11 protein-coding genes and 1 pseudogene are annotated in these 12687 nt (G+C 49.7%); 4 read left to right on the top strand and 8 right to left on the bottom strand.

The window, feature by feature from the left end:
- Nucleotide 1: 1 nt before the first annotated feature.
- Nucleotides 2–709: an ABC transporter ATP-binding protein gene (locus ATW55_RS00935; protein ID WP_423742939.1), complete on the bottom strand. Its 708-nt coding sequence runs from the start codon at nucleotides 707–709 to the stop codon at nucleotides 2–4.
- Between the two features lie 45 nt (nucleotides 710–754).
- Nucleotides 755–1176: pseudogene (locus tag ATW55_RS17110) on the bottom strand (ABC transporter ATP-binding protein); the annotation flags it as partial.
- A 322-nt stretch (nucleotides 1177–1498) separates the two neighbouring features.
- Here ATW55_RS17110 and ATW55_RS16945 point away from each other — a divergent pair.
- From ATW55_RS16945 to ATW55_RS00945, 3 genes are all read left to right on the top strand, one after another.
- Nucleotides 1499–2164 carry an MFS transporter gene (locus ATW55_RS16945; RefSeq protein WP_201024903.1) on the top strand — a complete coding sequence of 222 codons (666 nt, stop codon included), beginning with the start codon at nucleotides 1499–1501 and terminating at the stop codon, nucleotides 2162–2164.
- Nucleotides 2165–2258: 94 nt separating this feature from the next.
- Complete coding sequence (locus tag ATW55_RS16950; RefSeq protein WP_160327133.1) at nucleotides 2259–3836, top strand: MFS transporter; 1578 nt, start codon at nucleotides 2259–2261, stop codon at nucleotides 3834–3836.
- A gap of 99 nt (nucleotides 3837–3935) precedes the next feature.
- Complete coding sequence (locus ATW55_RS00945; protein ID WP_067711116.1) at nucleotides 3936–4793, top strand: Cof-type HAD-IIB family hydrolase; 858 nt, start codon at nucleotides 3936–3938, stop codon at nucleotides 4791–4793.
- Here ATW55_RS00945 and ATW55_RS00950 read toward each other — a convergent pair.
- From ATW55_RS00950 to ATW55_RS00965, 4 genes are read right to left on the bottom strand one after another with little or no spacing between them, the layout of a single operon-like run.
- On the bottom strand, nucleotides 4790–6115 hold the full coding sequence (locus ATW55_RS00950; protein ID WP_067711118.1) for an MBL fold metallo-hydrolase: 1326 nt from the start codon (nucleotides 6113–6115) through the stop codon (nucleotides 4790–4792). The genes ATW55_RS00945 and ATW55_RS00950 overlap by 4 nt on opposite strands.
- Nucleotides 6116–6151: 36 nt before the next feature.
- Nucleotides 6152–6973 carry a carbohydrate ABC transporter permease gene (locus ATW55_RS00955; RefSeq protein WP_067711120.1) on the bottom strand — a complete coding sequence of 274 codons (822 nt, stop codon included), beginning with the start codon at nucleotides 6971–6973 and terminating at the stop codon, nucleotides 6152–6154.
- Nucleotides 6974–6992: 19 nt separating this feature from the next.
- A complete protein-coding gene (locus tag ATW55_RS00960; RefSeq protein ID WP_067711122.1) occupies nucleotides 6993–7943 on the bottom strand; it encodes a carbohydrate ABC transporter permease in 951 nt (316 codons plus the stop codon).
- Nucleotides 7944–7946: 3 nt separating this feature from the next.
- Nucleotides 7947–9263: an extracellular solute-binding protein gene (locus tag ATW55_RS00965; protein ID WP_153004962.1), complete on the bottom strand. Its 1317-nt coding sequence runs from the start codon at nucleotides 9261–9263 to the stop codon at nucleotides 7947–7949.
- 246 nt (nucleotides 9264–9509) lie between these two features.
- Here ATW55_RS00965 and ATW55_RS00970 point away from each other — a divergent pair, with 246 nt between their 5' ends.
- Entirely contained in the window at nucleotides 9510–10241 is a 732-nt protein-coding gene (locus ATW55_RS00970; protein WP_067711125.1) for a VIT1/CCC1 transporter family protein, read from the top strand.
- 58 nt (nucleotides 10242–10299) lie between these two features.
- On the opposite strand, the gene ATW55_RS00975 is transcribed toward ATW55_RS00970, so the two are convergent.
- Nucleotides 10300–11670, bottom strand: coding sequence for an FAD-binding oxidoreductase (locus tag ATW55_RS00975; RefSeq protein ID WP_067711130.1), 1371 nt, complete (start codon nucleotides 11668–11670; stop codon nucleotides 10300–10302).
- A gap of 35 nt (nucleotides 11671–11705) precedes the next feature.
- Nucleotides 11706–12590, bottom strand: coding sequence for a DMT family transporter (locus tag ATW55_RS00980; protein ID WP_268753340.1), 885 nt, complete (start codon nucleotides 12588–12590; stop codon nucleotides 11706–11708).
- Between the last annotated feature and the right edge of the window lie 97 nt (nucleotides 12591–12687).

Genomic DNA, 12687 nt, shown 5'->3' on the forward strand with positions numbered 1-12687 from the left:
TTTACACCTCCACTCCGTTTACGGCCGCCAGAACGCGTCTGGAATTTTTCACGGATAGAACCGTTCGCCCCGAAGGATGGATATCCAGTCGATCCTGGCGTTCGTCAAACCAGTGAAAGGCGGCGTATGGGATCGTGATCCATGCAGTTTCATTGCGTTCGGGAATGCGATCCTGATGTTCAATAAAATAAACGAGCGGATCATCCCCCCATTTCACGTGAACATGTGTGCGCGCACCGAGCGTTTCCAGATACGTCACTGTGACAAAAAGGTGAACCCCATCACCTTTTCCAACCTCCACATCTTCAGGACGAAATCCGAGCCAACAGGTAGGACTCGCATCTAGCAATTGATCAAGTCCCGCCTCTGTGGGCTGTGCCATCACGATTTTTTCATTATGATGGGCCGAAACGAACTCAAATTGTCCAGACTGAACGCGGATCTTTCCCTTCAGCGCATTCATCGGCGGCGAACCAAAAAATCGGCCAACAAAGAGTGTGGCTGGTCGATGGTAGATCTCATTGGGGGTGCCAATCTGCTCAAGTTTCCCTTGTTGCATGACGAGGATGCGATCAGACATCGTCATTGCCTCAACTTGGTCATGGGTGACATAGATCGTTGTTGCGTGTGTCACTTCATGCAAGTGACGCAAATCAACTCGCATTTTTTCACGAAGGATAGCGTCGAGGTTGGAAAGCGGTTCATCCATAAGAAACAAACTGGGTTGCCGAACAAGTGCCCTACCCAACGCTACACGCTGTTTTTGCCCTCCCGACAGAGCACCGGGCCGTTTTGCAAGCATTGCTTCCAGTTCAAGGAGCCTTGCTATTTCCTCTACGCGTTCGCGGATCAGCGACTTCTGCATTCGCGCAGCGCGCAGTGAGAATGCCAGGTTTTCAAAAACAGTCAAATGCGGATAGAGCGCATAGTTTTGAAAGACCATTCCGATCTTTCTTTCACCAGGGGTTGTCTCCTTTGCGTCCGCACCTGAGATTTGAATCGATCCAGATGTAGGTTGTTCCAATCCGGCAATCATTCGAAGACACTGGATTTTCCGCACCCTGAGGGCCCAACGATGACGAGAAATTCGCCCGTCTTCACTGTGAAAGTCAGATTGCGAATCGCCCACTGAGAACCAAACTGCTTCGCAACATCCAAAAATTGAACAGCATCCACTGCGTTGCCTCCCCTGCATCACGCTTCGAGGAGAGTTTACCAACGCGATGTTGCTGTTCCACATGCAAAGTATCCGATTTGATTAAAAGAAGGGAAAATGATTTTCTCTGATTTATACACGGATTGTAAAAAAGATGAGCGTGATTTAAGAGCAACGGAAGCCAATCAACAATAAAAACACCACTTCACAGTGATTCCGATGGAAATTTTAGGATAAATAGATCACTTCCTTACATATCGTTCAGTAAGGATTTACATTCCAGCATTAAACTTAAACTAAAAAATTCGGAAGGTGGCCAATTCATTGGAAGCGTCGAGTTCGTTGCTTAGACAATTAGATGAGACGCCGATTCGTCATTTCCACTTTCGATTGATGATTGCAACGGGCATGGGGTTTTTCACAGATGCGTATGATCTCTTTGTCATTGGCTCTGCAACCACTTTGCTTCAACCAATCTGGCATTTAACGCTCTTGCAACTCTCTGTGCTAAACAGTGTATCGCTTCTCTCGGCTGCCGTGGGGGCGATTGGATTTGGCATTCTCATGGATCGCTTGGGGCGTCAGAAACTGTACGGGGTTGAGACCGTGTTACTGATTCTCGGGGCAATTCTATCTGCTGTATCTTTAAATTATCCAATGCTGCTCTTTTCCAGACTCTTAATAGGCTTGGGCGTCGGCGGAGATTATCCCGCAAGTGCAGTCATCGTCTCTGAATTCGCGAATCGGCCATCTCGGGGGCGCCTTGTCACACTTGTGTTTGCCATGCAAGGCGTAGGATTGATCGTAGGCCCACTCATTACACTGCTCTGCCTATCCTCCGGACTACAACATCACGTGATCTGGCGGATCTTACTCGGTCTCGGCGCAATACCTGCGTTATCCGTACTGTATCTGAGACGCAATCTCCCCGAGACGCCGCGTTTTACATTGCATGTACAAAAAAAACGACCTCCGGACTGCAGACATCGTTGGCATCGTGGCAGGTGAACCCACGCCCCATCGAAAAGATCCCCCACCGCAATCCAAAAATCTACGCATGAATCTGCTACAGACACCGTTTCGACGAAGGCTCTTGGTTGTGATGGCAACTTGGTTTTTGATTGACATCGCCTTTTATGGAAACGGCGTCTCATCCCATCTAATCTTACAATCAACCGTCGCTCACGCCAATCTTATACAGACAACAGAAATTACTTTCATTATCTTTTTATTGACTGCGTTTCCAGGGTATCTGGTGGCCGCCCGATGGATGGATTCCATGGGGCGAAAACCTATCCAAGGACTCGGTTTTTTCATGATGAGCCTGCTCTTTGCCACGATCTGCATCTTTCCTGCCGTCATACACAGCACCTCACTCTTTATCATTCTCTATGGACTGAGTTATTTCTTTATCGAATTTGGACCCAATACCACAACCTTCTTGTTTCCATCGGAATTATTTCCGACCTATTTGCGCGCTACTGGACATGGATTTGCGGCGGCTGGCGGAAAACTTGGGGCGTTTATCGCAGCACTGCTCTTTCCCACGATTCTAAATCTCCAAAATGGCCTTGTCTTGCTGTTTGCCTTGTTGGCATTCGCTGCTTCTCTAGGTTTTTTCCTGACACTCCTTTTGCCTGAACCCAAACGGCGCGCACTCGAAGACATTAATGAAAACTTGCGGTCAGGCGCTGCGCACTCTACCTATTCGAGAATCATGCATTCCCTTCATAATGAGAACCTCGATATGACCATCGCTAACGAATTGCGTGAACTGAGCAATGCGGAGTGCATTCTCATCTACCGTCTAAGTGAACAAAACCACTGGCAGCAATCTGCAATCAGCGCAGGACAGTATAGGCTTGAACAAGCGTTTGCAGAAGCTGAAAATGAGCGGTCAAGAATCACCCCACTGCTCACATCGTGTGTCGATCAGCATGCACTGATTGTAAAAAATGAACTGACTCAACTTGAGGCAACCCGCTACGGCTTGCCTTCCTGGATTTGTTCTCTGGTCGCCTTCCCACTCCTTGATTCAAATCGATGCTTTGGAATCTTGCTCCTGCTAGAGAGAGAGCCGCACATGTTTTCCGATGAGAGAATCCATAAACTGTCTTTATTCATTCACATTGCAGCTCCAGCACTTGCGCATACAAGTCGTTTTTTAGATATGAAGCGGCAAGCGTTCACCGATGCGCTCACCCAACTGCCAAACCGTTCGGGTTTTGAGCATGAGTTTGAAACCCGCATCACGTCGGAGAATCGAATGGCCTTTGTCATTCTTGATCTGGACAATTTCAAGCAGGTCAACGACACACTCGGCCATCAAAAAGGTGATGAGGCCCTTCAAGATGTGGCAAGCCATCTGAAGAAAGCCATTCGCGCAAGAGACCTTGTGGCCCGTTTGGGTGGCGATGAATTCATTCTCTTACTGGATAATATTGAACGCCCCGAAGATACCGTCGAATTTCTGGAGAGATTAACCCAATCATTACCTCTTTTAAAATGGCAGCTAGGCGTGAGCGCTGGTGTGAGTTTTTATCCTCTTGACGGACGATCCTACCAAGAGCTCTATCGCGTGGCCGACAGTCGGCTGTATTTTGTGAAGGACTCGGGAAAAGGCAGGGTGAACCCTGTCGATACACACGGTACGATTCCACTCACACTACACACGCCTTGAGGGTTACACCAACTTCATGGTTTCTTTACACCATCTCCATCGCTGAATCACATAGGTAAACTACAATGAAATCACCCCTAAACCATTGGGAGGCAGACCATGACAGTTCCCTGGCTCATTGCCATCGACCTTGACGGCACTCTTTTGCACCCAGATCAAACCATCAGCGCGATGAGCAAAGAAACACTTTATCGCGTGATGGCAAGCGGCCACACCATCGCATTGGCAACAGGAAGACCCCCGCGCGCAGCGCTCCCCTATCACCGCGAACTTCTTCTTACGACACCGCTGATCTCGCTCAACGGAGCAATCCTGTGGGACGAAACCCAGCAAGAAATCATTGCAAAAAAGACCATTTCAAAGTCATCGGCAAATGATCTTATTGAACGATCGCACGCACTCGGCGGACGTATGGCAGTCGCTGAGATTGGATTTGAATGCTACTTGCTTCACCGTTTCGGCGAATTGGGATGGACGGACAGCATGACATCCTTCTTTCAGAAAGCCGTCCTTGGTTCCGATCCTAAACGCCAACCGATTGAAATCCGGCGCGATGATGGATTGCCCGACAGCCCCTGTTCACTTCTCCTGCATGTTCCCCGCAGTCAACATGAACGGTTTATAAAAGAAGCCAGCCAGCGTCCCATGCTTGATGTACAATTCCGTTCGTGGCGAGAACCCTATGAAGTGATTGAGATCTCTCCTTCCGGCGTATCAAAAGCGACTGCCGTCAGGGACGTAAAAAATCGACTAAGGCTTTCGCTTGCAAAGACGCTTGCGTTTGGCGACGAAATGAATGACGCCGATCTCTTGCGCTATGCCGACGTCGGAATCGCAATGGCAAACGCCAATCCACAGTTGATCCCTTTCGCCGACCAATTCACGGCCAGCAATGACCAGGATGGCGTAGCGCAATACCTCAACACATACCTCCTTGAAAAAACCCGTGAAGCTTAAAATCGCTTCACGGGTTTCTTTTGCAACAAATCACCCACATCATACTGCACGCCGACTTCAGGCAATACGCGTTGAACCTGTTTCACGTCAAACCGTTCAGGATGGTGAGTGTGAATCGGCATAAAAAGATGGGGAGAGATCGTCTCAATCATCGACAGAATCTCCTCTCGACTCGCATGACCTGACGAACCGATCGGGCGATACGCCAATCTGTGCAATTGCAATTGTTCTTGGAATGAACTCCAATCCTCATCATACGGTCCAAGTGGATGCCCATTCGAGTGAATGTAAACTCCACCTTCACGCGGTTGAATCTTGGACAGCTCGCCCAGTGTCTCAAAAGGCATCTCGATCATAAAGAGCTCTTCGCTGTTCCTGACTTCCTCCGATGTAACAACAGGTAATTGCATGTTTGAAAACCACGCGATTCGTTCGTCCACAACTTCTGTTGTGCGGCCCTGAAACAGTGAGATCTCTGTCAAATCACCGCCAAACTGCGAATAAAGGTATGCAGATGACGACAAAAGACAGAGCTTGCGTCCAGTCGCCCCTGCGGCACGTTTTAGACTTTCAATACGCTCGGGGTTTCTCGGATAAAAACTGAAATAGACACCAGAGTTCGTGCCGCGAATCGCCTCCACCATAGGAGCCACAAGCTCTCGTTCAGGGATCATTTCAGGAAGGTCATCAGAAAGTGCTCGTGTTCCCTCGATCCAAAGAAGATCCGGAGCGAATTGATGTGCGGCATCCACGAATGCACGCGTCCGTTTTGCGTGGTTTCCATGAAGGCGCAGATCCCCAGAATAGACAAACCTTCCATCTGGCGTCTCAATAAAAATAGCTGAGGCACCGGGAATGTCGTGATCGACCGGCTGAAAACGTATGACAAATGGGCCAAAGATGTACAATTCCTTATCCTCGATCGCAAGATATTGCAAAGGGTTGCCAGGACCCTTTGCGATCTCGTCAAGAGATTCTAGCATCCGTTTGGTGTCTTTACTGACAAGCACGGGAATGTCGTGACGCAACAAAGGAAGCAGCGCCATATGATCAAGGTGCGCGTGACTGATGGCAACGAGCGTTTGTTTTGCGATCCTATCCTGATCTTTCGCCTCGCAAAACAGTCCCTCGATATCTGGCAATTCCCCCATCTCAAGCAGTCGGGGAATCACATCTTGAGGTTTTTCGCCTTGGATCGTCGGCATCTTTCTCGAAACCGCACGCCCCAGATCGAAAATCAACCGATATCCATCATGCGCAAGTTCAATGATCGTGCCACCGATCGTCGTACATCCGCCATAAAACGCAAACTTCGTCCCCACACAGATCCTCTCCCACACACCTGATCGTAAAAAGAGTCACCCTTGAATGCCTTCACCGCGAGCGATCCCCCGAATGATGTAGCGCTGGAGGAGAAGGAACAAGAGAATCACCGGCATCGTCGTGAAAAGCGAGGCCGCCGAAAGACGCCGCCAATCCACCGAGTTGTTATCAAGAAAGTGGGCAAGCGCCACCTCAACGGGCTGCACGTTGTGACTCTGCGTGACCATGAGAGGCCACATGAGCGAATTCCACGAGCCGATAAAAATATACAGTGAAACCGTGAAGAGGATGGGCCGACTCAGCGGCAGGGCAACCGACCAGAGATAGCGCAGATGGCCGCATCCATCAATGCGCGCCGCATCCCAGTAATCCTTGGGGAGTGACAGAAAAAACTGTCGCAATAGAAAGATTCCAAAGACAGATGCACCATAAGGCAAGATCTGCGCCCAGTAGGTGTCTATCAAGTTCATCATCGCCAAAATAACGAAATTCGGAATCAGGTGCGCTTCGCTCGGGATCATCAGCACGACCAAGATCAGCGAAAACACCCACTCCCGACCGCGAAACTCGATGAAACTGAGCGCATACGCGGCCAGCACAGATGTGGATAGCGCAATCACGATGGTCACAAAAGCAATAAAGAGCGTATTGCCGAAGTACATCATCCAGGGAAACATGTTCCATGCGCGCACATAGACACCAATCCGGCCATCAAGCGTGAGGTGCGGCGGAAACTGAAACACGTCAGCCTTTGTGTCCAACGAAGTGACGAGTGCGATATAGAGCGGGAATAAAAAGGAAAGCCCGATCCCGAGCGAAATCAACGCTCGTACGTATCGTCGGCCCAACCGAACCATCTTGTCAGCTCCTGCCATTTTATTGATAAAACACAGAACGTTTTCCGATATAGCGTTGGATGAGCGTCAGCACGAGGATGACAAAAACGAGAATCACGGCCATAGCCGATGCGTAAGAGTAGTGATTGTAAACAAATGCCGTCTCATAAATCAGGAAAAGACTCGTGGTCGTCGCATACTCCGGTCCGCCGGTGCCGCCTGTCAATGCATAAATCTGCGCAAAACTTTGTAATGCGCCAAGCGTTGTGACAACGACAAGAAAGAAGATGGTGGGGGAAATCAGCGGCAAGGTGACTTGCCAGAATCTCCGCCACGCGCCCGCCCCGTCCATCGCTGCCGCTTCAAGGACAGACTTTGGCAAACTCGCAATGGCTGACATGACAATCACCACATCAAAACCCACACCGTGCCACAAAGAATAGATGACAATCGAAGGCATGGCCATACTGGGCGACTGCAACCAACCGGACTCCGGCAAACCCAATCCGTGCAGCACGCCGTTTGCCATCCCATACGTGGGATCAAAGATCCATAACCATCCGATCGCCGTTCCCACGGCTGGCGTGGCGTATGGCAGCAAAATGAGTGTGCGCATCACGCTGTAATACCGTGACGCTTTTTGGATTAGCAAGGCGATGGACACGGATAGAATGAGGGTTCCCGGCACCATCAAAGCGGCAAAATAGAACGTGTTCCACAGCGACTGCTGGAAAAGGTTAAACTGTAGCGCATCCGTAAAATTAGAAATGCCCGCCCATGTTGTGTGAACACCCAGCAAGTGATAGTGCCAAAATGCAAGGCCAAACGCCATGACGGAAGGTACATACACAAAGACGGTCAAAAACAAGAGGGACGGGAGCAGAAACAAAACAGCCGTCCACAGGTCTTTTCGCATGCGACGACGTTTGGCTCGCCGATCCGTTTCTAAAGACCCGACGCGAGCCAAACGCATTTCATTGATCATCGCCATGTACTACAGCCTCTGTTGGCCGTTCATGTATTGATTGCCGCTGGCCGTCATATTTTTTAGCGCAACAATAATCGATTCCTGTCCCAGCAGTCCCTTCATAAAGTCGTTCATCATCGCCGATTTTGCGGCACTGTATGTCGCATAAGGCGGCTTGATCACCCAAAACTTCGGATTGCTGTAAGAGGCGGCCCAGGCAGGTTTCTTGGCGTAAAATTCCCTCATTTGTGAAAGACTCGCGGGACCAAGCGGCAAATAATTCGTGTGTTCGTTCCAGTACGTGTTGTTTTGTGGGCTGGACATGAACTTTACAAATTCAAAAGAGGCTTGCTGCTGTGCTTTTGTCCCATCATTAAACATGGCAAGCGAAGCACCATTGATGTAGTTGTAATTTCTCCCTGAAGGTCCAAAAGGAGCGGGAGCGGCCAGCATAGGGAACTTCCCGCCCACGGAGCTGAGATCATAGGTGTATCCGGCAGATGCATCGATCAACATGCCAACCTTGCCCGTTCCAAAATCGAGCTGGTAGTTGTAGCCTTGCGTTGGAATAAGGATCTTTTTTGCCACCATGTCACGCAACATTGACAGAGCCTTTTCAGCGCCTGGATTCACGAGATTGAAGTGCTTATGCGCAGGATCACTCCAGACTGTTCCGCCAAAATCCATCGTCATCGTAAAAAACTGCCGAACAGACGGAGTCCATTCAATCCCGTGATCTCTTCGATTCAGCTTGGTAATTTTCGTGGCGTCTGCGACAACCTGCGCCCAAGTGTGCGGCGCGCCAGACAAGTGAGCCTGTTTAAAAAGATCTGCATTGTAATAAAGAACGACGGCTGATTTTTTTTCGAGCGGCATAATGTACTGTTTTCCATTCGCGGATTGCATATCTTTCCATACAGCCGGGAAATAATCATTCTTAATTTGCGCAGGTGTCAGCCCGCTCTTGCTTGAAAGAAACGGCTTCAAGTTCAAAAGTGCGCCGGCATTGATAAAATTCTGTGCAGCGTCTGTCGCAATCATCGCCACATTCGGCGCCTTGCCTGCGAGAAAGGCGGCGACACCTTTGCTGCTTGCGTGCACCACTTGCGCATCAACTTGAATCCCAGGGTGTGTCTCGTTGAATCGCTTTACTTCCGCTTTATCTGCGAGAAGAAGTTGCCCAGAGGAGTGCCCAAACCAAAACACGATGTGCACAACGGGAGAAGAAGGCGCGTGTTTCTCCTTTGCATAAGAAGGATCTCCACTTGCAACAGATGCCAACAAAGCAATTGAAGCGCTAGCCACGAATGCTTTTTTCATACGAGAACCAACATGGATTGACAACCTTTTTACCCCCAGTCAAATTCAAGCGATCTACCTGGAGTGTAAACAATGGTTGTAAAGTATTAATTTCGTTCGCGTATATGAATTGTTAATATTTCGAAAAGATTACTTGCGGCAAAATTGCTTATGTGTTAGACCGTTCTAACAACATCTTATAGTCCGTAATAACCTTTTTTGTCACAATTGACTAACCGTAAAATCATAGTGAATAATGTTCCCCAGAATCAAATGTTGGGGTGATTAAAAATGTCAACAGCTTCCGTAACAGCAAGGTTAGACGATTTGCTCGGCAAACAAAAAAAGGTTTCCACGCCTGACTGGGTGGGGGACGCCGTTTATGGAGCAAATGACGGCCTTGGTGCAATCTTTGGCATCATCGCCGGAGTGGCCGGTTATACGGCAGCCGGTCAAACGATTTTGATCTCCGGTTTGTTTGGCGCGCTTGCAAGCACGCTGTCCATGGCTGCCGGTGCATGGTTGGCCACAAAATCCGAGAACGAAATGATGGAGAGCGGATTCCGAAAGGCAAAGGAGGATATCACGCGCAATCCACACCATGAGCGCGAAATCCTTTCGCTGACGTATCAATCCAAAGGATTCGAGGAGGATTTGTCAGAGGCAATCATCGCAACCATTGTTGCGGATGAAACAAAATTCGTGGAAGCCGTCGCACAGGAAAAATATGGCGTCCACGAATCACAGCGCGGAAATCCCTGGTCTTCATCTCTGTATGGCGGCGTATCCACCTTGATCGGAGGCATCATTCCGCTCATTCCCTTCTTTTTTCTACAAGGCCATCTCGCATTAATTGTCGCAGCCATCGTTAGCATCCTGGCGCATTTTCTCGTCGGCGCCGCAAAAAGCGTCGTCACCGTGCGTTCTTGGTGGTCCAGCGGTCTGGAGATGACCGTTGTGGGAATCCTGGTGGGAACCGTTTCCTATGGGTTGGGACTGCTCGGAAGCACATTGATAGGATAAGCCTTTTTGCCAAAACCAAATCCCCCCGATCTGCGGGGGGATTCTTCAGAAAAAGAGATTAGAAACGCTTGAACAGTTTCCCAGGATTGAGGATTCCATTCGGGTCAAACAGTTTTTTCAGCGCTTTCATATACGGCAGTGTGTCTGCGTGTTCCTCCGCGAGATAAGCAATCTTGCCAAGACCTACCCCGTGTTCTCCCGTGCATGTCCCCCCGCGTTCGAGTGCGTAGCGGACAATCTGCCGGTTCACTTCTTCAGCCACGCGCATCTCTTTTGCGTCTTCCGGGTTTACCATAAAAATCACATGGTAGTTTCCGTCCCCGACATGCCCTAAAATGGCGCCATAGATGCCATGCGCATCGATGATCGCACGCGCCGCGCGAATGGCCTGTGACAATTCAGAAAGCGGCACACAAACATCGGTAACCTTCATCTTTTTTTGCGGGGCAGTCTGAATCACGGCGAGTGCAGCATCGTGTCTTGCATCCCACAACTGATTGCGTGCCTCTGTCTCTGTCTCAAATATAAAATCGACACAGCCTGAATCGTTACAAACCTCTCTGGCAATCGCCAAATCCGCCTGCACAGCCGCGTCACTTCCATGAAATTCAAGAAACAATGTTGGACGCAAATCATAGGATGTCCCCTTGGCGCGATTGACCGCATCCATCGTGAATTCGTCCACAAGCTCAATTCGCCCGATGACAATTCCTGAGTTCATCATATCAAACGCCGCATCGCCAGCCGCCGAAAGATGAGGGAAGACCGCTCTCACCGCAACCGTCGTCTCCGGAATGGCGTATACGCGCAGCGTAAGCTCAGTAATGACACAAAGCGTTCCCTCGCTGCCTACAAAAAGACCCGTCAAGTGATACCCTGCCGACGACTTGAGCGAGAGTCCACCGGTGCGGATGATCTCCCCATTTGCGAGCACCACCTCTAGATCAAGCACCTGGGATCGCATCACACCGTAGCGCACGGCGGTCGTCCCACTCGCGTTGGTTGCAGCCATACCGCCAAGTGTTGCGTCAGCGCCAGGATCAAGCGGAAACTGCAAGCCATAGGGTTTCAACGCTTTGTTTAACTGCATGCGTGTAACGCCAGGTTGAACGCGTACCAAAAAATCTCTTGGACGAATCTCAAGAATCTGATTCATTTGCGTCAAATCGAGGCTCACACCGCCCTCAACAGGAATGACGTGACCTTCGAGGCTTGTTCGCACACCGCATGGTGTGACGGGTAGACGGTGCGAATCCGCAAACGCCAACACCCGGCTCACGTCTTCTTTTGATCTGGCGAAAACGACGACATCCGGCAAGCCTTTACGTACGTAACTCAAATCCTGTCCGTGATGATCGCGGATTGTCTCACCCACACTCACCTGCTCGGGATCTGGCAATAACTCGGACAACGCGGATTGCAGTTCCAGGATGATCCCTTCCTTCTTCTCTTAATGGCATACGTTCAATCTGTCAACCATGCCCTCTTTTTCTTCGATTCAGGCCAATTCACAAGGAAGATACCCGCAAAGATGAAAAATCCCCCAATCAAAACGGTATCTCTGACAGGTTCACCAAGAATCAGCCATCCAGAAAGAACCCCAAAAAACGGTGCGAGAAACAAGAAAGCGCTGGTCTTTCCCGGATCGCCGTGTTGTAGTAAGTAGAACCAAATCGCAAATTGAACAATGGATGCCATGATGGAAAGCCACACCAAAATGGAAATTGAAACCACGTTAAACGAGATATGAGGTTGTTCCAGTGTCACACTGCCGATGAGGAGCAAGAGGCCTCCAAACAACATTTGGTACGCGGTCAACACCCATGTATCAATCTGGGGACCCCACCGTTTGATAAGCAGCGTCGCAACAGCCCAGGATACTGCACCTAAAAGACCAAGCAGCGTTCCAAAATGGAGATGAAGATGAAATCCAAGTGTGACAAACACCCCGATAAATCCAAGAGTGACACCAACCCACTGAATGAGACGGTAACGTGTTTTTGTAAATAATGTCCCAAAGATGACCACAAACAGGGGATTCATGAATGTAAGAATTGACGATTCACTTGCGGTGATGGTTCTGAGACTGATGAAAATACAGCCCATAACGCCAGCGCTCTGAAAGAGGCCGATTGTAAAAACCCGAAGCCAAGCTGCCAAGGAGCCCGGATGACGGCGTTTCAGAACAAACAGCGCCATGAGCATCCCCGCCAACGTGAATCGAATCCCCACCAGCAACAAGGGGGATACATATTCGAGCCCAATCTTCCCAACCGCAAAGGATGATCCCATTAAAGCAGTCGTCAATATGACAAGACTTCCATAAATAAGTGGATTTACGCGACTCACCTCATCTTTGCAAGCTGTGAAGCATGCATCGCAATTCAACTCTCGGAGGATATCTCTCCATCCGCGTCGTGCTCAGCCCGCGAGACGCCCTGACTTT

Origin of the sequence: Ferroacidibacillus organovorans, from assembly GCF_001516615.1 — a bacterium.
GTDB classification, from domain to species: Bacteria; Bacillota; Bacilli; order Alicyclobacillales; family SLC66; genus Ferroacidibacillus; species Ferroacidibacillus ferrooxidans_B.